Here is a 23,472-nt window from a genome sequence, read left to right as displayed (position 1 = left end):
AAAATCAGCGTTGAATCTGATTTGCCCTTCCTTGGGAATCCCAACCCGTTAAATCGTCACTACGCCCTAGGGTCTACGCTGCGTCGCTACGCTCCTTGCTCCGCCCTAGGATGACGAAGCATGGGTTCCGGCTAAACTCCATCGTCTTTGATTGCCGTGCTCTACCGGCAGGCGCGATAACCGTTCTTGCGGTTCTTGATGTCGAAGTGGAAATGGTTGCGGTGATCGTAATTGTAGCCGGGGCCGAGCACGGTGGTGAAATACTGGCAGCCGTCGGCGCGCACATTGTTGAGGAAGCCCCGGGTGCGGAAGGCGAACAGCCCGGGCTTGCGCACGTCGATATCGTCGCCATTGTTGAGTTCGATGCTCATGACGTCGAGTGCGTTGCCCTTGCCGTGCTCCGACAGCACGCCTTCACCGGCAATGTTGCGGCAGGAATAGCTGGAGCCCTGGTGGATGGTCCTGACGCCGGAGAAGTAGCGCCAGCGGGCGGAGGGAACGAGTTCGTTCTTCGTCCAGGCGGCGAAGGTGGCGGCCATGTCGCAGGTCAGCGTCGCCGCGGGTTTCATCTGGATGCCGCCGATGGCCGAGACCTTGACCGGATAGTCGATGCCGCACTGGCCCTCGTGGATCGGCGCCAGATCGGTGTAGGCGACATCGAGGCGCTTCAGCTGCTGGCGGCAATCGGTTTCGCTGGCTGGAATCTGCTCGACCGGCGACATCGGCTCATCCATGCGTGGATAGGCGGCCTGCGTCATATAGGGATTGGACGGAACAAGCTTCTGCATGCCCGTATATTGCGGCACGGCCGCGGTCTGCGAGCCGACATCGATGGCAGGCTGCAACGACAGCACGCTGCCGGTGTTGCAGGCCGAAACCGCGGCAAGTGCAAGGCTGGCGGCCAGCAACGCAGCGGGTTTCAATTGGCGTGCGGCGGCGAGGAAAACGGCGCGAAATGTGCCGGCCATTGGCGGAAATCCTAATTCTGGATATCCGGCATTTTAACGATCAAGGGTAAAGGAAAACTCAGCGCCCGTGTTCACGCCTGCGGCTGAATTGCGGCGGAGGTTCCGCTCACTGGCAAAACGTACCGCCATGCCGGCGCGGCTCCAGATCGAAATGAAAATGCAGCGCGTGGTCGGCGTCGGCGCCGGGGCCGAGTACGGTCTTGAACGGGCCGCAGGCGGCCTTGCGCACCGCGTCGAGGAATTTGCCGTCCTTCTCGGGCGGTGCCGGGCCAACCTCGATCGTCTTGCCGTCGGATAGCGTAAAGCTGGCTATGTCGAGGGCGTTGCCGAAAGCATGTTCCGACAGTTTGCGCGTGCCGTTGCGCGGCCGGCAGATGAACGCCGACGCCTGGCCGATCGATTTCAGGTCGGCGCCGAATTCGGCTTTCGCCGCCGGCTGGATGACGTCGGCGGCAAAACGCGCCGCCGCCTCGGCCATCGGGCAGTTGAGCTCGGTGCCGGGGGCAATCGCGACCGACTTGCCGAGCGTCTTCAGCACGATCGGGTAAGGGATCGAGCAGCCGATTTCGGGGTTGCTTTCGGCTTTGTGCTCCTCGAACTCGACGCCGAGCGTCTTCAGGCGCTCGCGGCAGGCGACTTCCTCCGCCGGCATCTTGTCGGCGGGAAGATCGGCCGAGCGTGGATCGGGCAACATCTTCTCCTCGTCGGCCGCATCGGCCGGTTTTGGCGTCGGCTGAGGGGCGACGGCCGGCGGCTGAGGCTCGGGCGTCGTGGTGCCCGGCTTTGGCGTCGGTGTCGGCACCACGGCTGGCGGCTCCGGCTCGCTTTCCGTTTCGGCTGGTGGTTCGGGCGGTGTCTGGCTTTTCCGATGGGCCTCTTCGTCCTTGAGCAGACCGGGGTCCTTGAGCAGACCGGGGTCCTTGAGCAGATCGGGGTTCTTGAGCAGATCGGGCGCTTCGCCGTTCTTTGGGCCTCCAGCGTTCTGGTCTTGCTTCTTTGGAGCGTCGACCTTTGGAGTGTCCGCCGGACGTGGCTCGGGCACCGGAACATCGGCGGATGGCTGGGCATCCTGCGTTTTCCGCGGCGCCGGATTTGGCGCCGGATGCTGCTTGGCCCGCGCTCTCGACTGCCGCTTGCCTCGCGGGTTCAGCGGCTGATCGGCCCGCTGTGTCAGCGGCTGCTCCACGCGCGGGCTTAGCGGCCTGTGATGTTTGTGACGATGTTTGGCCTCGGCCGGCATGACCAGCAGAGCCGTGACGGCCATCGCCGATGCAATCATCCTGGATCTACGGGAAGAGCTCAGCTTTGCCATCATCCACGAAACGGCGCCGGTCGGCTGAAGTTGCCTGGACAGGCGCTTCGACCCGATCACAATCGGTTACCTCCGCGTTACGCGCCGATCGCTTCCAGTCCCTCTTCCAGCAAGTCGGCGAGCAGCGGCATGCCAAGCAGGTATTTCGCCGTGCGCTTGTTGGCCCGCTCTCGCGCCGCCGCCACCGCGTCGGCCCATTCCGAGGCGTCGTAGTCGCCGCGGCCAACCCAGGCCAGCGCGATCAGCTCGGCGGCCTCGTCGATATTGAGGTCGTTGATCAGCTCGCGCAGCTCTTCCTCGGTGAGGTTTTCCGAGCTTTCCTCGGCAAGGCCGTCATGGTGGTGGTTGTCATGTCTGTCGCCGTCGAACTCGACCTCGTGTTCGGCGCCGCCGGCATAGTCCTCGTTGACGGCCGCGCTCAGCGCCTTGGCCTTGAGAATGAACATCCGCACGGTGTCGGGGCCGATCGTGAGATCCCAGTCTTTGTCAAGCCGCCGCTGCACGGGCCCTCTCCGTGGGTCAGTCTCATTCGAGGGCGATGATACCGGATTTGCGGCATCCGTCACCTCATGTTCTCCAGACGAGCTTTTTCCGGGATGAAACGCGGGCCGCTCGGCGTTAGTGTTGCATTGTCACACCCTCAGGAGGTTTTCCATGCATAAAAGAATGCTGATCCAGGCAGCCGCCGCGCTTGTCGCCGTGCAGTTTTTTGCCGTTCCGGTGTTTGCGGCCGGTAGCGGTGGCGGTAACGACCAGACCGTTACCCAATGCAAAAAGGGTGAAGTCTGGGATAAGAAGAAGCAGAAATGCGTGCCGCCCAAGGAAGGCATGCTGGACGACGACAGCATCTATGACGCTGGCCATGCGCTGGCGATGGCCGGCCGCTATGACGAGGCGATCTCGGTCCTCGTTCTTGCCGCCAACAAGCAGGATCCGCGCATCCTCAACTATCTCGGCTACTCGCACCGCCATTCCGGCCGCGTCACTGTCGGCCTCGGCTATTACGAGGAAGCGCTGCGCATCGACCCGAATTACACGCTGGTGCGCGAATATCTCGGGGAGGCGCATCTGCAGATCGGCGACCTGGCCGGCGCCCAGCAGCAGCTGACGGAGATCGAAAAGCGCACCGGCAAGGGTTCGCGCGAATACGGCATGCTGGCCGAGCAGATCGAGCATTTCATGAGAAGCTGATCGGGTTTCATGGTCTCGAAACGGCCGCGACCAATCGCGGCCGTTTTTGTTCGCTCCATCCCACAGCCACCTTCGCTGACAAAAGAAGGGATGATTTTTGCAAAACCGATTTTTGAGCGTGAAAAGCCCGCAAAGATTGCTATATTCAGGGAAATTGCGGTGAAACGGTTCCGTTAGCCCGAGGCTGCCGGACCGTTTTCTTTTTATACCCAACGACAAGGCTTCCCCCGAAACGCGGGGGCGGCGGCAGGAAAGGTCAGGCACTATGAACAAGGTCCCGATGACAGGCGAGGGGTTCGCGTCATTGAAGGAAGAACTGCGCTGGCGCCAGCAGGAAGAGCGGCCCCGCATCATCGAGGCGATCTCCGAGGCGCGCTCGCATGGCGACCTGTCCGAAAATGCCGAATATCATGCCGCGAAAGAGGCGCAGAGCCTCAATGAGGGCCGCGTCAACGAGCTCGAGGATTATATCGCGCGCGCCGAGGTGATCGACGTCACCAAGCTCAGCGGCGACAAGGTCAAGTTCGGCGCCACCGTGGTGCTGGTCGACGAGGACACCGAGGAGAAGAAGACCTACCAGATCGTCGGCGACCAGGAAGCCGACGTGAAATCGGGCCGCATCTCGATCTCCTCGCCCATCGCCCGTGCGCTCATCGGCAAGGAAGTCGGCGACGCCATCGAGGTCAATGCGCCTGGTGGCGCACGCGGGTACGAGATCGTCCAGGTGCAGTTTATTTAGGACCCTTGATAATTCTACTCTGGCCGCCAACTAGCCCGGTTTTCTGCGCTTCCGGGGCTCAACGTACTTTAAAGTACGCTCCGCTCCGGTTCTCGAAGAACCACGTTATTTGACTCGCCAGAGCGAATTCTGAAAGGTCCTAAGCCGGCGCTTGTAATTTCAGTGCCAACAGTTTCTCCGCCTCAGCCACAACCTCGGTCGGCGTCACGCCCCCGCCGGCGGGCGCCAGCAAAGTCGACGCATAAGGCCCACGCGGCCCGGTCAAGCCCGGCTCCGTCGCCAAAAACACCGCGATCGTCGGCAGGCCGAAAGCGCTGGCGAGATGGGTCAAACCCGTATCGGCGCCGATGACCAGTGTCGAGCGCCCGAGGATGGCCGCGATGTCGGCCAGCGGCGATTTGGGCACCACGACCGTGGATGGCACGGCCTTGGCGATCGCTTCGGCCACCGTCTTCTCACGCTCGTTCGACCAGGTGGTGACCGGCGTCATGCCGCGCTCGACCAGCAGGCGGGCTGTTCCGATCCAGTCCTCGACCGGCCATTTCTTGTCCTCGCGGCTGGTGCCGTGCAGCAGGAAGGCGGTTTTGCCGTCGATGCCGGCCAGACTGCCGGAGGGTGGCACAATGCCGGAGTCGAGGGTCGACAAATCGGGCTGGTAGCCAAGCGCCAACCCGAACAGCCGCCGTGTCCGCTCGATGGCGTGCAGGTCGCGCGGCACGGCGTGGCTGATGTCGTAGAACAGCGTCGCCGAGGGTTCGCGCGCACTCGACCGGTTGAAGCCGGCAATCGGCGCACGTGCCTGGCGCGCCACCAGGGCCGACTTCAGCAGGCCTTGCGCATCGATGACGAGGTCATACCGGCAGGCGCGCAAAGCACGGCGCAAGGCCGCCGCCTCGCGCCAGGTGTTCGTGTCGAAAAGGGTCTTTCGCCAGCGCCTTATCGCCACCGTATGGATGGTGCCGATCGCCGGATGCAGGGCGACGATGCCGGCGAAGGCCTCTTCCACGCACCAGTCGAAACCGATATCGGGCCGTGCGCGGCTGGCATCCTCGAGTGCCGGAAAGGTGTGGATGACATCGCCCATCGACGATGTCTTGACGATCAGCACCTTCATGCCGCGGCCGGAAGTTCCAGCAGCCGGTCGGCCGCCGCGGCGACCTGCCGGACTTCCAATGTCTTCAGGCAGTTGAGGTGACCGAGCGGACAGATTTTCCGGTGGCAGGGCGAGCAGGACAGGCCGAGCCAGACCAGTTCGCGTCGCTCCGCCAGCGGCGGCGTATTTTCAGGCGAGGTCGAGCCATACACGGCAACGATCGGCGTGCCGACGGCGGCCGCGACATGCATCAGCCCGCTATCATTGGAGATCGCGAGCCTTGCCGCCGCGATCAGGTCGATGGCGTCCTCCAGCCGCGTCTGGCCAGCGAGGTCGAAGACACCGGGAGCAAGGGCGGCGATCTCCGCCGTCACGTCGCGATCGTTCTTCGAACCGAACAGGGCGACCTTCAAGCCTTTGCCCATGAATTCGCGGGCAAGGCCGGCATAGCTTTCACTTGGCCAGCGCTTGGCCGGACCAAACTCGGCGCCGGGCATGAGGGCCACGAATTCCCGCTGCGCAAGACCGAAACGGTCGAGCAGGGCGGCCTGGTTTTTTGGATCCACAGTCAGCCGGGGCGCGCGGAAACTGCCGCCCTGGGCGAGCCCGAAATAGGCCTGAGCGGTGCGCCGTTTCACGGCTTCGGGCAATGGCACGATGTCGGTCAGCAGGCCGTAGCGCATTTCCCGAAGGTGGCCGAAACGACGCGGAATGCGGGCAAAGAACGGGATCAGCGCCGACTTCCAGCTGCCCGGCAGGACATAGGCCATGTCGTAGCGGCCGCGCAGCAGGCGGCCGAAGCGGCGGCGATGGGTGAATTCGAGCGCGCCGGGCTGCAGCGGAAAGTCGATCTGCTGGCGGATTTCGGGCATGCGCTTGACCAGTGGTGCGGCCCAGGCGGGCGCCAGCACATCGATCGCGGCGTCGGGATGGCGTTCCTTCAGCGCCGAGAACAGGCACTGCGCCATCACCATATCGCCCACCCAGCGTGGGCCGATCACGAGGATCGTTGGGCTTTCAGCCATTCGACATAGTCTCTGACGCCGGTTTCTACTGTGCGGAATTGCCCGTTATAGCCGGCTGCGCGCAAGCGGGACATATCAGCCTGGGTAAAACTCTGGTAGCTGCCCTTGAGATGGTCGGGGAAGGGGATGAACTCGATCTCGCCCTTGCCCAGCGTGTCGATGACCGTTTCGGCGATGGCGCGGAACGGCTGGGCGTGCCCGGTGCCGCAGTTGAAGATGCCGCTCGCGCCGCGCTTCCACAGCCACAGATTGACGTCGGCGACGTCGCCGACATGGATGAAGTCGCGGCTCTGTTCGCCTGGCCCGAAGCCGTCATGGGCACCGAACAGCTTCGGATTCTCACCGCGCTCGACCTGGTTGAACAGATGGAAGGCGACCGAGGCCATGGCCCCTTTGTGCGCTTCGCGCGGGCCATAGACATTGAAGTAGCGCAGCCCCGCGACCTGCGAATGATCGCTGTCGAACACCGTGCGCCTGACATAGTCGTCGAAGAGTTTCTTGGAATAGGCATAGACGTTGAGCGGCCGCTCGAGCGCAGCCTCCTCGCGAAATTCGGCGCCGCCGCCATAGACCGAAGCGGAGGAGGCGTAGAGGAAAGGCACGCGCAGCGCCTGGCAGGCATGCAGCAGCCGTTTCGAATAGGCGTAATTCACCTCCATCATGAACTTGCCGTTCCACTCGGTGGTGGTCGAACAGGCGCCCTGATGGAACACCGCCTCGATGCGGCCGAGCAAGCCGGCCTCCATGCGGGCCAGGAAATCGTCCTTGTCGAGATAATCTGCTATCGTCAAATCGGCCAAGTTGGCGATCTTGTGACCTTCGGTGAGGTCGTCGACGACCAGGATGTCGTCATGGCCTTCCGCATTGAGCGCGGCGACGATGTTGGAGCCGATCATGCCGGCGCCGCCCGTGACGATGATCATGAAGGCCTCTGCTTGCGTGCGATTCCGGTCCTTATAAGGGAGGCTGGCCGGGCTGTCGACAAAGCAGGTGATTGCGTCACAGTGGCGCCGCAAAGCTGCCGCTTCTGTCGGTTCGCCGCTGGACGGGATCATGAGGGACAAGAAATGCCGTCGACCGAACTGCTGATCGCGTTCTTCGCCACCACGGCGATCTTCGCCTACATTCCGGGTCCCGCCATGCTCTACGCCGCCGCGCAAACGATGGCGCGCGGGCGCTGGTCGGGGCTGACGGCGGCACTCGGCATCCATCTCGGCGGCTATGTGCATGTCTTTGCCGCCGCCGCCGGCTTGTCCGTGCTGTTCCACGCCGTGCCGCCGCTCTACATGGCGGTCAAGCTGGTCGGCGCGCTTTACCTCATTTGGCTCGGCATTTCGCTGTTTCGCAAGCGCGTGGAGGGCGACGTGGCGCTGCCGGCGATCGAGCGCAAATCGGCCCGCCGGGCGTTTTTCGAGAGCATCACCGTCGAGGTGCTCAATCCCAAGACCGCGATCTTCTTCATGGCGTTCCTGCCGCAGTTCATCGATGCCTCGGCGACCTTGCCGGTCTGGCTGCAATTCGTCGTGCTGGGCACGATCGTCAACCTGATGTTCTCCTCGGCCGACATCGTCTGCGTATTCCTGGCCGGCCTCGTGATCGGACGGCTGCGGCGTTCGAGCGGGGCGCAGCGCCTGATGCAGCGGGCCGGCGGCGCGGTACTGGTCGGCCTCGGCGTCCACGTCGCCCTGCAGAAAACCTGATCTGTCCGGGTTTGCCTCTGCCCTGGCGTTGCGCTGTGCCGAATTGCGGTATATCGGCAGGCATGACCGGCCGGCCTCGCAAATCTGGTGTTTCGACCTATCTGAGATCGGCGTTTTCCGCGCGTGGCAGATGACATGATCAAGCACAATCCGCCTTCACCCGAGCCCCTGCACCGCGCCATCGCGCGCTTCGGCGACGTCGCCGTGCTGGTGGCCGGCGACCTCATCCTCGACCGCTTCGTCAATGGCGTCATCGAACGAATCTCGCCGGAAGCGCCGATCCCGGTGCTGCATGGGCGCAGCGAAAGCTCGGCCATGGGTGGCGCCGGCAATGTCGTGGCCAACATCGTCTCGCTTGGCGCGCGCGCCGTTCCGGTCTCGGTGATCGGCACCGATCCCGCCGGCGACAGCCTGGCGCGGATGCTGGGCGAGCTTGGCGCCGATACGGCGGGGCTTGTGCAGCAGCGCGGCCGCATGACCTCGTCGAAGAGCCGCTTCAGCGCGCTCAACCAGCAGGTGCTGCGTTTCGACGAGGAAGAGATCAAGCCGCTCGGCGAGGCCGAACGGGCGGAGCTGATCCGCCGTTTCCGGGATGCGTTGAAACAGGCGGACATTGTCATCCTGTCCGATTACGGCAAGGGCATATTGCTGGACGGCGTCGCCACCGAACTGATTGCCATCTGCCGAGAGGCGGGCAAGCCGGTGCTGGTCGATCCGAAGGGTCGCGACTATGCGCGCTATGCCGGGGCGACCGCCGTCACGCCCAACCGCAAGGAGCTTGGCGAGGCCGTCGGCCATGCGGTGTTCGCCGATGACGAGATCGTCGCGGCGGCACGCGAGCTGATTTCGGCGCACGGCTTCGACTTCGTCGTCGCCACCCGCAGCGAAAAGGGCATGAGCGTGGTCGGCCCCAACGAGGCACGCCACATCGCCACCCAGGCGCGCGAGGTGTTCGACGTCTCAGGCGCCGGCGATACGGTGATCGCGACCTTCGCGCTGGCGCTTGCCGCCGGTGCCGATCCTGTCGCCGCGGCCTCGATCGCCAACGCCGCCGGCGGCGTCGTGGTCGGCAAGCGCGGCACCGCGCGGCTGAGTGTCGAGGAACTCACCGGCGCGCTGTTCCGCTCGCACGGACCGACTGCGCACAAGGACGCCATCCTCGACGTTACTTCGGCCGCGCGCATGGTGGCGGGATGGAAGGCGGAAGGTCTGAGCGTCGGCTTCACCAATGGCTGCTTCGATATCCTGCATGCTGGCCATGTCAGCCTGCTGCACGCGGCGCGCAGCCAGTGCGACCGGCTGGTGCTCGGGTTGAACAGCGATGCCTCCGTGCGGCGGCTGAAAGGTCCGGGCCGCCCGGTCAACGACCAGCATGATCGCGCCTGCGTGCTCGCCGCGCTCGCCTCGGTCGATGCCGTGGTGGTGTTCGAGGAGGATACGCCTTTGGCGCTGATCGAGGCGCTTCTGCCCGACATACTGGTGAAGGGCGCCGACTACACGATCGACACCGTGGTCGGCGCCGATGTGGTGCAGAAGGCGGGCGGCCGCGTCGTGCTGGTCGACCTGGTCGCCGGCAAGAGCACCACTGGCACCATCGGCAAACTACGCGCCGGCAGCGCCACCAACTGAGGGATCTCATGTCCGAATTGAACGATTATCTGGTCCGCTCGGCGGCCGCCATCACCGCCACGGTCGAGCGGGATTTGACCAGCGAGATGGAACGAGCGGTGAGCGCTGTCGTGTCGGCGCTTTCGTCTGGAAAGGCATTGCTGGTCTGCGGCAATGGCGGCTCGGCCAGCGACGCCATCCATATCGCCACTGAACTGGTCGGCCGCTTCCTGAAGGAGCGCAAGGCCTACAATGTGATTGCGCTGCCGGCCAACGCCGGGATGCTGACCGCCTGGGGCAATGATTACGGCTTCGACACGGTGTTTTCGCGCCAGGTCGAAGCGCATGGCGCTGCAGGCGGCGTGCTTTTGGCGATCTCGACCAGCGGCAATTCGCCGAGCATTCTCGCCGCGGCCGAACAGGCGCGCATGATGGATATGACGGTGGTCAGCCTGACCGGAGATACCGGCGGCAAGCTGAAGCCGCTCACCGACATCCTGCTCAACGTACCCTCGACCTCGACGCCGATCATCCAGCAGGGCCATTTGTGCCTCTATCACTATCTGTGCGAGGTGGTCGAAGCGCGCCTGTCGAATGGCTGACAGGATCGGGAAGCCGCACCCATTGACCGAACCGGGCCTGTGGGTGGAGCGGATCGGCGGCCGGGTTTTCCCGGCACGGTCGCCGGCGCTGTTCCTGGACCGCGACGGCACCATCAATGTCGACACGGACTATCCCAGCGATCCGGCCGAGATCGAGCTGAGGCCGCAGATGCTGCCGGCAATCGCCGCCGCCAACCAGGCCGGAATCCCGGTCGTCATGGTCACCAACCAGTCCGGCATCGCGCGCGGCTATTTCGGCTGGAGTGCCTTTGCCGCCGTGAACGGCCGGGTGCTCGATCTGCTGCGCGGGCAGGGCGTGTCCGTCGACATGGTGCTGGCCTGCGCCTATCACGAGGCGGGCGTCGGGCCTCTCGCTGTAGCCGATCATCCGATGCGCAAGCCCAATCCGGGCATGCTGATCGACGCGGGCAGGCGCCTCGATCTTGCCCTCCAGCGCTCCCTGATGGTCGGCGACAAGCTGGCCGATATGCAGGCGGGCCAACGCGCGGGCCTTGCGCAGGGGTGGCTGGTCGATGGTGAGGCGGCACTTCAGCCCGGCTTCGCCATCAGGCGCTTGCATGACAACCACGATCTTGGCGGCCTGCTCGCCGCCATCGACGCGCTCGGATCGTAGGCCCTACGCCCGGTCGTTGCGCTGCGAGGCTTCGTAGAGCTTGGCCTCGGTGGCGAAGGAATAGATCATCACCGACATCGAGTAGACGAAGCCATGGCGGCCGCACAGGAAGTAGCGCTTGGCCAGGTAGAATTTGAGGAAATTGCCGAACGGCGATAGCACCAGCCGCACCAGGCCGGGCTTCTTGCCTTTCTCGACCAGCGTGACCGCCTTGAGGCCGGAATAGGCGTTGGCCCTGGCAAGATCCTCCTCGACCGATATTTCACGGCGATGCAGCAGGACACCGTCTTCGATCGTGTCGGTCTCGCCCGGCACGCGAACGGATTCATGCACCCGCGCGGTGAGATCCATGGTGGCGCCTTCCCTGCGGAAAAGCCTGAGCAGCCTGTTGTGCAGCACCCAGCGATGGGCATAGCCGTAGCCCTTCAGCCAGTCGCGGCGGCGCATGTACCATCCGCTGGCCTTGCCGCCGGCCGCCTGGGTGATGGCCACGATCGACTGCCGCAACCGGTCGTCGACACGCTCGTCGGGGTCGATCGAAAGACACCAGGGCTGGTTGGCGTGGTCGAGCGCGAATTGCCGTTGGCGGGGGAAGCCCGGCCAATCATTGTGCAGCAGCGTTATCGGATAGCCCTTTGCGATATAGCTTTCAATGCATTCGACGGTGCCATCCGTCGAGCCGGAATCAACGATGATGATCTCGGCACAGAAATCGATGCTTTCCAGGCACGGGCCGATCATGTCGGCCTCGTTCACGCAGATGATGAGCGCCGAGACCGGACTTGCAAAACGGGTCATGGTCCCCTTCCCATGGCGGATTATCTCGGAATTCAAGCTGCTCGTGCCATCTGTTCTCAAGCAATTCCGGGCGGAAAACCGTTACACACCCTTCCTGGAATTGCTTGAGAAACCAGTCAAGCGCCCAGTCGAGCAGTGAAGTCCGGCAGAGCCGTTCAGCCTTGCATATCGGCGTCTTTCGAATACCAACGCGGCGCCGATGTGGCGAACGCAAGGAATTCGCCCAGCGCACGGGCGTTCGCCTGGCCTCAGGGGCGTTCGAACGACACCAAACCCTCATCCTTGACGCGGCGGATGGTGAGCGCCGTGCGCACCGTGTCGACGTTCGGCGTCGAGGTCAGTTCCTCGATGACGAAGGTCTGGAAGCTGCCGAGGTCGCTGGCCACGCAATGCAGCAGGAAATCGGACTCGCCCGACACCATCCAGGCATCGCGCACGATCGGCCAGCCGCGCGTGCGCTCGGCGAAAATGCGCAGTTCAGCATCGGCCTGATGATGCAGCCCGACCAGGCAAAAGGCGACGACATCGAGGCCGAGCGCAGGCGCGTTGAGCAGCGCGCGGTAGCCGCGGATGATGCCGGCTTCCTCCAGCCGCTTGACCCGGCGCAGGCAGGGCGGTGCGGAAATGCCGACGCGGTTCGACAGCTCGACATTGGTCATGCGCCCGTCCGACTGAAGCTCGCGCAGGATCTTCCAGTCAATGGCGTCCAGATCGGCCTTGAGGGGCATTGGGGTTCTCGATGATCGGTATGGCGCAAGAATCTTTCGCGATTTTGTAATTAAACGACTTTTGTGGCGAAGCCAGCCCTCGTCGACGCGATTTTAGAGAGGTAACGAAAGCGCTCGTCGCGCGAATATCCGCATGGGCCGAAGCTTTCCGGGGACGACGGTCCGTTCGTCTTGCTGGCGTGGCTGGCAGCCCTTACATTAAGCGCGATATTCCACGTCTTTTTCCAAGGCACACCCGTGTCCGCCCCGCAGAGGCTCCAGATGATCACCAAGCATGCGCCCGTTCTCATCATCGGTTCCGGTCCGGCCGGCTATACGGCGGCGGTCTATGCCGCGCGTGCGATGCTGAAGCCGATGCTCGTCGCCGGCCTGCAGCAGGGCGGCCAGCTGATGATCACCACGGATGTCGAAAACTATCCCGGCTTCGCCGATCCGATCCAGGGGCCGTGGCTGATGGAGCAGATGCTCAAGCAGGCCGAGCATGTCGGCACCGACATCATCAACGACATCATCACCGAGGTCGACCTCAATGTGCGGCCGTTCCGCGCCAAGGGCGATTCCGGCACGACCTATACGGCCGATGCGCTGATCATCGCCACCGGCGCGCAGGCCAAGTGGCTGGGCATTCCGACCGAGCAGGACTTCATGGGCTTCGGCGTTTCCGCCTGCGCCACCTGCGACGGCTTCTTCTATCGCGGCAAGGATGTCGCGGTGGTCGGCGGCGGCAATTCGGCGGTGGAGGAGGCGCTCTATCTGTCCAACCTCGCCAAGAGCGTCACCGTCATCCACAGGCGCTCGGACTTCCGTGCCGAGCGCATCCTGCGTGAGCGGCTGTTGAAGAAGGACAATGTCCGCGTCATCTGGGACACGATCGTCGACGAGATCACCGGGCGCCCCGGCAAGGCACCGCTGCCGCCTTCGGTCGAGGGGCTGAAGCTCAAGCATGCCGTGACCGGTGCCGAGAGCCACCTCAAGGTGGACGGCGTCTTCGTGGCCATCGGCCATGCGCCCGCGGTCGAGCTGTTCGCCGGCAAGCTGAAGCAGAAGCCGAACGGCTATCTGTGGACAGCACCGGATTCGACGCGCACCGACGTGCCTGGCGTCTTCGCCGCCGGCGACGTGACGGACGATATCTACCGGCAGGCGGTGACGGCGGCGGGGCTCGGCTGCATGGCCGCGCTCGAAGCGGAAAAATATCTGGCCGGCATCGAGGTGCATCGCGAGGCAGCGGAATAGGCGGCTCGCAAAACTGTTAGAAAATCGGCTTAGAAGCGCCGTGTAAAAGCCTGATTTTTCATTCAAACGCCAACCGGAACGAGGGGAAATCATGGCGTTGGACTGGGACAAGCTACGCGTGTTTCACGCTGCGGCGGAAGCGGGGTCGTTTACGCATGCGGCCGAGACCCTGCATCTGTCGCAATCGGCGATCTCGAGGCAGGTCAGCGCGCTCGAACACGATGTCGGCGTGCCGCTGTTCAACCGCCATGCACGCGGCCTGGTGCTGACCGAACAGGGCGAGATGCTGTTCCGCACGGCGCATGACGTGCTGATGAAGCTGGAAACCATCAAGTCGCGGCTGACCGAGACCAAGGACCGGCCGTCCGGCGTGCTCAGGGTAACGACGACCGTCGGCCTCGGCGCCGGCTGGCTAACCGAGCGGGTGCAGGAGTTCATCGAACTCTATCCCGAAGTCAGCCTGCAGCTGATCCTCGCCAATGAGGAGCTCGACCTCACCATGCGCCAGGCCGATTGCGCCATCCGGCTGCGCCAGCCGCAACAGCCGGACCTGATCCAGCGCCGCCTGTTCACCGTGCATTTCCATCTCTACGCGGCGCCCTCCTACGTCGCCAAGCACGGCAAGCCGGGCTCGATCGCAGAGTTGAGAAGCCATCGCATCGTCACCTTCGGCCTGCCTGTGCCGTCGCATCTGTCGGAGTTGAACTGGCTGGAGACGGTCGGCGATTTCGAGAGCGGCCAGCGCGTGCCGTCGCTGCAGATCAACGACATCCTGTCGATCAAACGCGCCGTGCAGGGCGGCGCCGGCATCGCCATGTTGCCGGACTATGTCATCAGCAAGGATTCCGGCCTGGTGCAGCTGCTGCCGGAAACCGAGGTGCCGTCCTTCGACACCTATTTCGCTTATCCCGACGCGATGAAGAACCAGGCCAAGCTGCACGTGTTCCGCGACTTCATCATCGCCAAGGCCAGAAGCTGGTCCTTCTGATCCAAGGTCAGAGCCTATTCTTTCCAAGGTGTAATCCGCGGCAGCCAGCCCGGTACGTTGCGGCGGTAGGCTTCGTATTCGGCGCCATAGCGGCTGGCGAGCGTCGGCTCCTCATAGAGCCTGACGAAGGTCACCATGGCGGCCGCCGCAATTGCCGCGTAGGCGGCGATCGACCAGCTTGAGAACAGCAGCGCTTGGCCGAGAATGATCGACAGCACGGCGACATACATCGGATTGCGGACATGGCGGTAGATGCCGCCGATCACCAGCCTTTCGGTCGGTGCGACAGGGGCGGGCGTGCCCAGCCCCTCCGGTGCGAAGCGGGCGAAGGCATGCAGCAGCACGGCGGCGGCGGCGGCGATGAGCACGCCGCCGGCGAAGACAAGGCCGGGATGGGGCGACCATGGCAGGCCCCAGCGAGCGCTGAGCAGCCAGGGAATCAGCCCGGCGACCACGCCGGGGGCCGCAATCAGGAAAATGCCGCTGCCGGCAATCGCCGAAAACCTACGCATTGGTTGATCTCCGCTTGACTGCCTTTGAATTAAACCGCTGCTGCCTCATTCCACATCATCAGTGTTTTTCGGCATTTGGGGAGCAGAATCGGCCGGCATCGGCGTTTTCGAGACGACAATGACCCGAAAGCGAGCTTCATTTTCACGATTCTGCTGGTCCTATTGGCTTCTGGAACGGGTTGGACCACAGCCTGTGCCTTTTTGCATGCGTGTGTTGCAAAATAGATGCTTGTTTCTTGGGCATGATGAGCACATATATAGATCATCTCCTGGGCGCGTTCTCCTCCCATTAGCGCCCTCGAGTGTTCCCCTCTGGAGGTTAGCCTCAACAGGCACTTCCAATCAAACTCAGCCGGATCTTCATTGATCCGGCTTTTTTGTTGCCTGCATGCCAATGGGATGGCTGAAAAGTTCACCAGAATTGCCGCGTAACAGTGTCATGTAACCTCTGGTAACATGACAAGGACACCCCTCATCTGCTAAATGGATCATAGGACGCGGTGTGGTTCGGACGGGAGATGGGGGCATCACTCGGACGACCCGGGCTCAGGCGGCTACCGCGTCCGAACCTTTTCGCGCCGAAGCGCGGCGATCTTGCACGCGGCGGACCTGCCGTTTTTCCTCCCAAGAAAACGGTCCGCAAAACAAAACGGCGTCCGGCCCCCCGGGCGTCGTTTTTGGTTTGTGCCCCCTCGATCCTTCGAAGGGAGCGCTTCACATGCATTCCAAATCGGCCACCGGGCGAAATCAGGCGGCCTTGCCGTTGGCGTTCATCGCCTCGTCGGCGAGACGGCCAGTCAGCTCGGCCATGTGGTCGAAGGCGGCCCGGTAGCTGGCAACGCCTGAAGTGGCCGACCGCAGCTCGATGATCAGATCACCGATCTCGGCCTGCGGCATGGTCGCCTCGACGACATCCCATCCCGGCCAGTCGGGCCGCGCGTCATAGCCGAGGATCTGGCCGCGCCGTTGCGGGATCAGCGCGATGATCTTCGACGTCGCGTCCGACGGCGTGACGATCTCGACCTTCATCACCGGCTCCAGAAGCACCGGCGAGCAGGCGGCCATGCCCTCCTTCATGGCGAGCTTGGCGGCCATCTGGAAGGCCATGTCGGAGGAATCGACCGCATGGTACGAGCCGTCCGACAGGTTGACCGCGACGTCGACAACGGGGAAGCCGAGCGGGCCGGACTTGAGGTAATCGCGTATGCCTGTTTCAACCGACTGGATGTAGGTCTTGGGCACGACGCCCCCGGTGATGGTGTCGGTGAACTGGAAGCCGGAGCCGCGCGGCAGCGGCTTGATCTCGATCACCACATCGCCGAACTGGCCGTGGCCGCCCGACTGTTTCTTGTGGCGGCCGCGCTGCTGCACCGGTTTGCGGATCGTCTCGCGATAGGGCACCGCCGGCGCATGGCCCTCGACCGGTATCTGGTTTTTGCCCTCCAGCCGCTCGCGCACGACGCGCAGATGCATCTCGCCATGGCCTGACAGCACGGTCTCGGCCGAGTCCTGGTTGTGGTGCAGGCTGAGCGAGGGATCTTCCTCGGCCAGGCGCTGGATGGCGGCCGACATCTTGACCTCGTCCTTGCGCTCCTTGGGGCGCAGCGCGAAGGCGAAGACCGGCTGCGGCGGCTCGACATCGAAGAGCTGTTTGGCCCCGCCCTTGGCCGAAGTCAGCGTCTGGCCGGTCTTGACCGCGTCCAGCTTGCCGAGCGCCACGGTATCGCCGGTCCTGGCGGCGGTCAGCTTGACCTGGTCCTTGCCCAGCATCCTGTAGATGCCGGAAACCTTGGCGGTGTCGCCGCCGGGCAGCCATAGTTCCGAGCTGTCGGCGACCTGGCCGGACAGGATGCGCGACACCGACAGCTTGCCGCCATGCGGCGTGTGGATGGTCTTCATCACCTGGACCACCGCCGCGTTGCCCTCCGGGGCGCCGAGCCGCTTGCGGGTCGCCTCGATGTCGGGCGCGTCGTGGCGGATCGTCTTCAACAGGCGCAGCACGCCATTGCCTTTCTCGGCGGTGCCGATCAGCACCGGCGTCACCGCGCCGTCGCGCAGATCGGCGGCGAGATCGTCGAAGATCGCGTCCTTGGGCGGTTCGATCTCTTCCAGCAACTGCTCCATCAGCTGATCGTCATGGTCGGCCAGCGTCTCCAGCATGGAGAAGCGGGCCTCCAGTTCGCGAGCCTTGTCGTCGCCGGGTATCTGAGCCACCTCGCTCTCGGCATATTCGCGGTAGATGTAGGCGCGCTCCAGCGCCAGATCGATCGAGCCGATGACGACGCCGTCCTTGCGCAGCGGGATCTGGCGCAGAAGCAGCGGCGCCGCACTTGTCGGCTGCAGCATCTTCAGCGTGTCGCGCACGCCCGCGATCGCCTTGTCGACCTTGTTGAGGAACAGGATGCGCGGCACGCCGAGATCGTCGAGCTTGCGCATGATGAGCTGCAAAGCGGGGATCTTCTTTTCGTCGGCCTCGGCCACGACCACCGCGACATCGCAGGCGGCCAGCACCGGTTCGGCCTCGAAGGAGAATTCGATCGACCCGGGGCAGTCGATGAAGGTGAACTGTTCGTCCATGAATTCGGTGGTGGCGATTGACGCCTCGACGCTCATGGCGTGGGCGCGGGCTTCGGGCGAATGATCTGAAACGGTATTGCCAGAGGAAACCGGGTTCTGGCGGGGAATGGCGCCGGTACGGGCCAATATGGCTTCGAGAAGTGTCGTCTTACCGCTTGCGAAGGGACCGACTATGGCAATGCATTTCGGTCCCGTGCGTCGTCCTCCGGCGCGATTACCCATGGCTGACCTCCACTCAGGCGTTTTTCCTGGGGACCGACTGGCATTCATGGTTCAGGCCAAGGTCAATCGGTCCTGAGCGGCGGCCGGCCTGTTCGACCGTCGCGGGTGGGTCTGTTTCGACCTGCCCGCGATTATCGTCCCACTTGTTTGCCGGGAGGGCAAGGAAAATAGGAGGCCGGCGGGGCTGGCCGGCTCAGGCGCCGAGCGCGAGCGGTTCGACCGAGCGGCCGGCAAGCAGCGCGGCGGTCCCATGCGGGCAAGGTTCGTGGTCAAGAAAAAATCAGGCCTTCGTCCGAGCGAGGCGACCCGGCCGGTTGCGTCCGGGCCAATCCGGGCCGAGAATGCATTGACTTCAAGGGACCGGCGTCTCGCCAGCTCCCACCAGCTCCAGGGACAGACGATGAAGATCATAGCTTGCGGCAGCGTGCCGACCATCATAGCGCCGGACAAATACTTCACCGGCCGGGTTCTGCAGACGCCGATCATCGAGACGGAGGCGCCGGCGCGGCTCAGGGCCACGCTGGTCAGTTTCGAGCCCGGCGCGCGCACCCACTGGCACACGCATCCGCTTGGCCAGACGCTTTATGTGACCGCTGGCGCCGGCCTGGCCCAGACATGGGATGGACCAATCCAGGAAATCAGGGCCGGTGACGTCATCTCATTCGCGCCTGGCGAGAAGCATTGGCATGGCGCGGCACCGAAATCGGCGATGACGCACATCGCCATGCAGGAGGCGCTCGACGGCATCCATGCCGATTGGCTGGAAGCGGTGACGCCGACGCAATATGGCGGCTGAGTGCTGAGTCTGGATTGACAAAACCCGGCGGTAACGCCTGAAAGCGGTGACGCCGGGTTTGTTTCGGACTTACCTGATCAGGTCAGCGATGCCGTGAAGCGCTGGATGCGGGTGCAGGCTTCCTCCAGCAGCGTCTCCGAGGTGGCGTAGGAGATACGGAAGTTGGGGCCGAGGCCGAAGGCCGAGCCGAACACCACCGCGACGCCCTCTGCCTCGAGCAGTTCCGAGCAGAAGGTCTCATCGGTGTCGATCACCTTGCCGGCCTTTGTCTTCCTGCCGATCAGCTGGGCGCAGGACGGATAGACATAGAAAGCGCCTTCCGGTGACGGGCAAGTGATGCCGCGCGCCTGGTTGAGCATCGATACGACGAGGTCGCGCCTGCCTTGAAAGATCGCCTTGTTCTTGGCGATGAAGTCCTGCGGGCCGTTGAGCGCCTCGACGGAAGCCCATTGCGCGATGGTGCAGGCGCCAGAGGTCTGCTGGCCCTGGATCATGTCCATCGCCTTGATCAACTGGACGGGACCGGCGGCATAGCCGATACGCCAGCCGGTCATCGCATAGGCTTTCGACACACCGTTCATGGTCAGCGTGCGCTCGTAGAGCCTGGGCTCAACCTCGGCGATGGTCTTGAAGACGAAGTCGCCATAGGTCAGGTGCTCATACATGTCGTCGGTCAGCGTCCAGACCTGCGGATGCTTCAACAGCACATCGGCCAGCGCGCGCAATTCGGCCTCCGTATAGGCCGCGCCCGACGGGTTCGACGGCGAGTTCATCAAGAGCCATTTGGTCTTCGGCGTGATCGCCTTTTCCAGCACCGCGGGGGTCAGCTTGAAGCCGTTGTCGATCGAGGTGTCGGCAAACACCGACGTGCCGCCGCAGATCGCCACCATTTCGGGATAGCTGACCCAGTAGGGGCGAGGGATGATGACCTCGTCGCCGGGGTTCAGCGTCGCCATGAAGGCGTTGAACAGGATCTGCTTGCCGCCGGTGCCGACGATGGTCTGCTCGGGCCTGTAGTCGAGATTGTTCTCGCGCTTGAACTTTTTCGCGATCGCCTCGCGCAGCGGCACGATGCCCGAAACCGGCGGATATTTGGTCTCGCCACGGCGAATGGCCTCGATCGCCGCATTCTTGATGTTGTCGGGCGTGTCGAAATCAGGCTCGCCGGCGCCAAGGCCAATGATGTCCCTGCCGGCATTTTTCAGCTCGCGGGCTTTCTGCGTCACCGCGATGGTGGCGGAAGGCTTAACGCGGGAAAGGGTGTCGGCAAGAAAGGCCATGACCGTTTGTCTCTCCAAAGGATCGGCGCGGCTAGGAGCGGCCGCGGCGCTTCTCATGTCGCAACATTCCCGTCAGTGCAAGCCTTGTCGGCTGGGCCAGGTGGGACGGCGCGGTCAATGAGGCGTGATCGGCAACAATAAATTCATTAACGGGCGGTAGAGGCTTGCATGGCAGGATCGCCGTTCAATTCCGCCTGGTCGCGGAGCGAGGAACCCTTGTCACGCAGCCTCGGACTTGCCCATATCATCCGTCATGAAGACGGCACCTCGAGCGGTGTCTGGGGCATTTATACGCTGCAAAGTGCCTTCCAGCCGATCTTTGCCTTCAACGAGGGCAAGTTGGCGGTCGCCGCCTTCGAAGGGCTGATCCGCCCATTTCGCGACGGCGAGCCGCAATCGCCGATGACCTTCTTCTCGACTTGTCCGGCGGCCGACCGCCTGCATGTCGAAGCGCTGACCAGGACACTGCATCTGCTCAATGCCGGCGCCTGCCTGCCGCGGGAGATATCGATCTTCATCAATTTCGATCCCTCGGTGTTCACCGAGCGATCGATCGTCGACCACGCCTTGCGTGACATGCGGCTGGTACTGCACGAGGCCGGTATCGATCCGGGCCGCGTCGTTTGCGAGGTGACGGAGCAGAGATCGGCATCGCAGGAGGCCCTGCACGGCTTCGTCGCCGCGCTCAGAGCCAACGGCTTCCGGATCGCGGTCGACGACTATGGCGCCGACGATTCCGACATCACCCGCGTCAAGGAGCTGAGCCCTGACATCGTCAAGTTCGATGCGCACTGGATCACGCAACTGATGGAATCGGGCGCTGGTTTCGCGCTGCTGACGTCCATGGTGAGGAGCTTCGAGGACCAGGGCATCCGCACCGTGTTCGAGGGTATCGAGGAAGGTTGGCAACTGGAGCTGGCCGAGCGATCGGGCGCCTCGATGGTCCAGGGTTACGTGCTGGCCCGTCCCGAACTGGCGCCGACGAGTTTCCGCGCTTTCGCAAAGAGCAGTCCGGAACCTGCCCCCGCCGCAAGTCATGCGTCCGCTCCCGTCACCGTAACGCCGCGCAAGGGGCGGCCCGCAAAAGCCTTCGGACGCAGGGTATCGCCATGAACGCCGAGCGGCGGCGCGCCATGGGCGATGCGATCTTCGCCGACGAGATCGGCATCGAATATGGCGTCCATGGCGACTTCCGCCTGCGCAGCGCCTATCAGCCGATCTACGCCCCGCGCGGCAGCAGCTTGCACCCGGTGGCCGTCGAAGGCCTGATCGAGCCGCACCGCGCCGGCCGGCCGGGGTCGCCACGGATGTTCTTCGACAGTATCGCGGCTTCGGACCGGCTGTTCGTCGAAACCATGTGCCGCGTGCTGCATCTCAGGAATTTCCACAATATCGGCGTCGAGGGGCTCGACCTGTTCTTCAACTACAATCCACTGGTCAACGCCCATGCTGGACGGGCGCTGGCCGAGATCCGGCTGATGAGCCGGCATCTCGACGAACTCGGCCTGGCGCCCGCCATGCTGGTCTGTGAAATCACCGAACAGGCGGCGGACGATGCGCTGCTGGCAAGGCTGGTGCGTGAAATGCGACGCGACGGCATCCGCATCGCCATCGATGATTTCGGGACCGGCCACTCGACCGAGGAGCGGGTGAGCCTGCTTCAGCCCGACATCGTCAAGATCGATGGCGGCTGGTTCGCGGAATTCTGCCGCCACGCCGCCGCGGAACGCTTCTTCCGCCCGCTGGTGTCCAGCCTGCACGACCGCGGCGCCAAGGTCTTGGTCGAGGGCATCGAGCAGCCCACCCACCTGCGTGTCGCGCTCGAAGGTGGGGTCGATTTGCTGCAGGGTTTTCTTCTCGGGCGTCCCGCGCTTGCCGGCACCATCTTCAACGAAGAGCCGCTTGCGGTCGATGCGCTGCTGGGCTTCGACAACAAGGTCGTGCCGTTGCATAAGCGGCGTTGATGGTCGCGCCAAAAGAAATCACTGGTTGAGGATGGCGCCGCTGCGATAATCCGCACGCAGAAGCAGCGCTCCGGGGAACCACAATGATACTCTACAGCATGATCGACAGCGGCAATTGCTACAAGCCGCGGCTGCTGATGGCCAAGCTCGGCCTCGCCTTCACCACTGTCGAGGTGAGTTCGCATACCGGCGATACGCGCAAAGCCGACTTCGTCGCCAAGAACCCGAACGCCATGGTGCCGCTGCTGGAATTGGACGACGGCCGGCGGCTGGCAGAATCCAACGCCATCCTGCTCTATCTCGCCGAAGGCACGCGCCTGCTGCCGACGGACAAATACGAGCGTGGGCTCGCCTATCAATGGCTGTTCTTCGAGCAGTACAGCCACGAGCCCTATATCGCGGTGCGCAAGGCGCTGCTGACCTTTCCCGAACGCGCCGCCGATGCCACGCCCGAGCGGCTGGCGGTGACGCTGGAGCGCGGCAACAAGGCGCTTGGCGTCATGAACACATATCTGGAAAACAACGCCTTCTTCGCCGGTGCGTTCAGCATCGCCGACATCGCGCTTTATGCCTACACACACACGGCGGAGCAGGGCGGCTTCCAGCTCGACGCCTATCCCGCGGTGGCCGCCTGGCTCGGCCGCGTGGAGGCGGACGCGGGGCATGTGCCGATCGAGTGGGTGCCCTCAACTACTTGAGAAGGCGGTGTCTGCCTTCGCGTGAATTGCCGAGGATAATTTGCCATATGCCTCCCAGAAAGAGGGAGCGGCAAAGTGATTCAAAGGGGCCGGGTCCGACCGGCGCGATGATCGGCCAAAGCTTGTGCGGCAAGCTTGTCCAGCCGGCCTGTCTTGGCATCAGCTTCAATCTGCTTGTCCCATTGAGCGGCCCGCGGCGCCTCAAACCAGGCGGCAAACGCCTTCAGTTCTTCCGGGCTCAACTCGGCGATGGATTTTTCGATTTGTTCAAGCTTCGTCATGACGGAAAGGTACCGCCATTGGGCCTATAGTGCCACCGTCCGCGCCGTTGGGCGCGATCTGGCATCCAAAATCCAGACAAATAAAAAGGCGGGATGAATCCCGCCTTCCCATTTCGGTAGCCTGATCGGGAGCGTCCGGTCCGGGCTGGCAGCTATCTGCTGTTCCAGCTTGTCGGGTCTTTCCACTCCGGCGCGCTTCTCGCGCGACCGTCAGTACATCCGTGACTTGCCGCGCGCCCCGAACTCTCGTCCGGCGCGCGCCATTTTCAAAATCAGGCTGCCTTGCTCAGAGAACCAGCGGACGACTTGCCAGTGCGGCGGTCCTGCTCGATCTCGAAGTTGATCTTCTGGCCTTCGACCAGGGTCGACAGTCCAGCGCGCTCGACAGCCGAGATGTGGACGAAAACGTCCGCGCCGCCGCTGTCAGGCTGGATGAAGCCGAAACCCTTGGTGGCATTGAACCACTTGACCGTTCCAGTTGCCATATAAATAGTCCTTCACATTTGCTTTGGTATGACCA

25 protein-coding genes are annotated in these 23,472 nt (G+C 63.6%); 12 read left to right on the top strand and 13 right to left on the bottom strand.

Annotation, left to right across the window (positions count from 1 at the left end):
• Nucleotides 1-161: 161 nt before the first annotated feature.
• The 3 genes from O7A60_RS23270 to O7A60_RS23260 form a co-directional block, all read right to left on the bottom strand.
• Nucleotides 162-968 carry an extensin-like domain-containing protein gene (locus tag O7A60_RS23270; RefSeq protein WP_337108164.1) on the bottom strand — a complete coding sequence of 269 codons (807 nt, stop codon included), beginning with the start codon at nucleotides 966-968 and terminating at the stop codon, nucleotides 162-164.
• A gap of 106 nt (nucleotides 969-1,074) precedes the next feature.
• Entirely contained in the window at nucleotides 1,075-2,232 is a 1,158-nt protein-coding gene (locus O7A60_RS23265; protein ID WP_415926845.1) for an extensin-like domain-containing protein, read from the bottom strand.
• 125 nt (nucleotides 2,233-2,357) lie between these two features.
• Complete coding sequence (locus O7A60_RS23260) at nucleotides 2,358-2,783, bottom strand: DUF3775 domain-containing protein (protein ID WP_337108163.1); 426 nt, start codon at nucleotides 2,781-2,783, stop codon at nucleotides 2,358-2,360.
• Nucleotides 2,784-2,934: 151 nt separating this feature from the next.
• On the opposite strand from O7A60_RS23260, the gene O7A60_RS23255 reads away from it, so the two are divergent.
• Together O7A60_RS23255 and greA are read left to right on the top strand one after the other, a co-directional pair.
• Nucleotides 2,935-3,471 (top strand): tetratricopeptide repeat protein, encoded by a 537-nt coding sequence (locus O7A60_RS23255; RefSeq protein WP_027143288.1) that lies wholly within the window; start codon nucleotides 2,935-2,937, stop codon nucleotides 3,469-3,471.
• A gap of 265 nt (nucleotides 3,472-3,736) precedes the next feature.
• Nucleotides 3,737-4,210: a transcription elongation factor GreA gene (greA, locus tag O7A60_RS23250; protein WP_023671981.1), complete on the top strand. Its 474-nt coding sequence runs from the start codon at nucleotides 3,737-3,739 to the stop codon at nucleotides 4,208-4,210.
• 139 nt (nucleotides 4,211-4,349) lie between these two features.
• Here the strand turns inward: greA and waaC are convergent, their stop codons facing one another.
• Genes waaC through rfaD form a run of 3 tightly spaced genes read right to left on the bottom strand, consistent with a single transcriptional unit; the run spans nucleotide 4,350 to nucleotide 7,251 of the window.
• Complete coding sequence (gene waaC, locus O7A60_RS23245) at nucleotides 4,350-5,324, bottom strand: lipopolysaccharide heptosyltransferase I (protein ID WP_337108162.1); 975 nt, start codon at nucleotides 5,322-5,324, stop codon at nucleotides 4,350-4,352.
• On the bottom strand, nucleotides 5,321-6,328 hold the full coding sequence (waaF, locus tag O7A60_RS23240) for a lipopolysaccharide heptosyltransferase II (protein ID WP_337108161.1): 1,008 nt from the start codon (nucleotides 6,326-6,328) through the stop codon (nucleotides 5,321-5,323). The genes waaC and waaF overlap by 4 nt, the downstream gene beginning before the upstream one ends.
• Entirely contained in the window at nucleotides 6,301-7,251 is a 951-nt protein-coding gene (rfaD, locus tag O7A60_RS23235; protein ID WP_337108160.1) for an ADP-glyceromanno-heptose 6-epimerase, read from the bottom strand. The genes waaF and rfaD overlap by 28 nt, the downstream gene beginning before the upstream one ends.
• Nucleotides 7,252-7,395: 144 nt before the next feature.
• Here rfaD and O7A60_RS23230 point away from each other — a divergent pair, with 144 nt between their 5' ends.
• From O7A60_RS23230 to gmhB, 4 genes are all read left to right on the top strand, one after another.
• Entirely contained in the window at nucleotides 7,396-8,028 is a 633-nt protein-coding gene (locus O7A60_RS23230) for a LysE family translocator (RefSeq protein ID WP_140751159.1), read from the top strand.
• Nucleotides 8,029-8,163: 135 nt separating this feature from the next.
• On the top strand, nucleotides 8,164-9,657 hold the full coding sequence (gene rfaE1, locus O7A60_RS23225) for a D-glycero-beta-D-manno-heptose-7-phosphate kinase (RefSeq protein WP_337108159.1): 1,494 nt from the start codon (nucleotides 8,164-8,166) through the stop codon (nucleotides 9,655-9,657).
• 8 nt (nucleotides 9,658-9,665) lie between these two features.
• A complete protein-coding gene (locus tag O7A60_RS23220) occupies nucleotides 9,666-10,238 on the top strand; it encodes a D-sedoheptulose-7-phosphate isomerase (protein ID WP_337108158.1) in 573 nt (190 codons plus the stop codon).
• Nucleotides 10,231-10,872: a D-glycero-beta-D-manno-heptose 1,7-bisphosphate 7-phosphatase gene (gene gmhB, locus O7A60_RS23215; RefSeq protein ID WP_337108157.1), complete on the top strand. Its 642-nt coding sequence runs from the start codon at nucleotides 10,231-10,233 to the stop codon at nucleotides 10,870-10,872. Before O7A60_RS23220 ends, gmhB begins: the two co-directional genes overlap by 8 nt.
• A 3-nt stretch (nucleotides 10,873-10,875) precedes the next feature.
• Here gmhB and O7A60_RS23210 read toward each other — a convergent pair whose 3' ends face one another.
• Nucleotides 10,876-11,670 (bottom strand): glycosyltransferase family 2 protein, encoded by a 795-nt coding sequence (locus O7A60_RS23210; RefSeq protein ID WP_337108156.1) that lies wholly within the window; start codon nucleotides 11,668-11,670, stop codon nucleotides 10,876-10,878.
• A gap of 248 nt (nucleotides 11,671-11,918) precedes the next feature.
• Nucleotides 11,919-12,398: an Lrp/AsnC family transcriptional regulator gene (locus tag O7A60_RS23205; RefSeq protein WP_027143279.1), complete on the bottom strand. Its 480-nt coding sequence runs from the start codon at nucleotides 12,396-12,398 to the stop codon at nucleotides 11,919-11,921.
• 261 nt (nucleotides 12,399-12,659) lie between these two features.
• On the opposite strand from O7A60_RS23205, the gene trxB reads away from it, so the two are divergent.
• Together trxB and O7A60_RS23195 are read left to right on the top strand one after the other, a co-directional pair.
• A complete protein-coding gene (trxB, locus tag O7A60_RS23200; RefSeq protein ID WP_337108155.1) occupies nucleotides 12,660-13,634 on the top strand; it encodes a thioredoxin-disulfide reductase in 975 nt (324 codons plus the stop codon).
• Nucleotides 13,635-13,725: 91 nt separating this feature from the next.
• A complete protein-coding gene (locus O7A60_RS23195; RefSeq protein WP_027143277.1) occupies nucleotides 13,726-14,622 on the top strand; it encodes a LysR family transcriptional regulator in 897 nt (298 codons plus the stop codon).
• A gap of 14 nt (nucleotides 14,623-14,636) precedes the next feature.
• Here O7A60_RS23195 and O7A60_RS23190 read toward each other — a convergent pair whose 3' ends face one another.
• Nucleotides 14,637-15,134 (bottom strand): methyltransferase family protein, encoded by a 498-nt coding sequence (locus O7A60_RS23190; RefSeq protein WP_337108154.1) that lies wholly within the window; start codon nucleotides 15,132-15,134, stop codon nucleotides 14,637-14,639.
• A gap of 747 nt (nucleotides 15,135-15,881) precedes the next feature.
• The gene (locus O7A60_RS23185) at nucleotides 15,882-17,933 is read right to left on the bottom strand and encodes an elongation factor G (RefSeq protein WP_337108153.1); all 2,052 of its coding nucleotides are present in this window, start codon (nucleotides 17,931-17,933) and stop codon (nucleotides 15,882-15,884) included.
• A gap of 400 nt (nucleotides 17,934-18,333) precedes the next feature.
• On the opposite strand from O7A60_RS23185, the gene O7A60_RS23180 reads away from it, so the two are divergent.
• The gene (locus O7A60_RS23180) at nucleotides 18,334-18,729 is read left to right on the top strand and encodes a (R)-mandelonitrile lyase (protein ID WP_027143274.1); all 396 of its coding nucleotides are present in this window, start codon (nucleotides 18,334-18,336) and stop codon (nucleotides 18,727-18,729) included.
• Nucleotides 18,730-18,806: 77 nt separating this feature from the next.
• Here O7A60_RS23180 and O7A60_RS23175 read toward each other — a convergent pair whose 3' ends face one another.
• On the bottom strand, nucleotides 18,807-20,009 hold the full coding sequence (locus tag O7A60_RS23175) for a pyridoxal phosphate-dependent aminotransferase (protein WP_140505042.1): 1,203 nt from the start codon (nucleotides 20,007-20,009) through the stop codon (nucleotides 18,807-18,809).
• 216 nt (nucleotides 20,010-20,225) lie between these two features.
• Here O7A60_RS23175 and O7A60_RS23170 point away from each other — a divergent pair, with 216 nt between their 5' ends.
• The 3 genes from O7A60_RS23170 to O7A60_RS23160 all read left to right on the top strand — a co-directional run bounded on the left by O7A60_RS23170 (nucleotide 20,226) and on the right by O7A60_RS23160 (nucleotide 22,671).
• Nucleotides 20,226-21,122, top strand: a complete 897-nt coding sequence (locus O7A60_RS23170) for an EAL domain-containing protein (protein WP_337108171.1) — start codon at nucleotides 20,226-20,228, stop codon at nucleotides 21,120-21,122.
• A complete protein-coding gene (locus O7A60_RS23165; RefSeq protein WP_337108152.1) occupies nucleotides 21,119-21,973 on the top strand; it encodes an EAL domain-containing protein in 855 nt (284 codons plus the stop codon). Before O7A60_RS23170 ends, O7A60_RS23165 begins: the two co-directional genes overlap by 4 nt.
• 83 nt (nucleotides 21,974-22,056) lie before the next feature.
• On the top strand, nucleotides 22,057-22,671 hold the full coding sequence (locus tag O7A60_RS23160; RefSeq protein WP_337108151.1) for a glutathione S-transferase family protein: 615 nt from the start codon (nucleotides 22,057-22,059) through the stop codon (nucleotides 22,669-22,671).
• A gap of 80 nt (nucleotides 22,672-22,751) precedes the next feature.
• Here O7A60_RS23160 and O7A60_RS23155 read toward each other — a convergent pair whose 3' ends face one another.
• Nucleotides 22,752-22,952 (bottom strand): hypothetical protein, encoded by a 201-nt coding sequence (locus O7A60_RS23155; protein ID WP_337108150.1) that lies wholly within the window; start codon nucleotides 22,950-22,952, stop codon nucleotides 22,752-22,754.
• 272 nt (nucleotides 22,953-23,224) lie between these two features.
• Nucleotides 23,225-23,437 carry a cold-shock protein gene (locus O7A60_RS23150; RefSeq protein ID WP_015316174.1) on the bottom strand — a complete coding sequence of 71 codons (213 nt, stop codon included), beginning with the start codon at nucleotides 23,435-23,437 and terminating at the stop codon, nucleotides 23,225-23,227.
• Nucleotides 23,438-23,472 lie beyond the last annotated feature (35 nt).

It is taken from the genome of Mesorhizobium salmacidum (SeqCode) (assembly GCF_037179605.1).
Lineage (GTDB): Bacteria > Pseudomonadota > Alphaproteobacteria > Rhizobiales > Rhizobiaceae > Mesorhizobium > Mesorhizobium salmacidum.
Note: the sequence above shows the minus strand (reverse complement) of the source record. Positions and strands in the feature narration are given on the sequence as shown.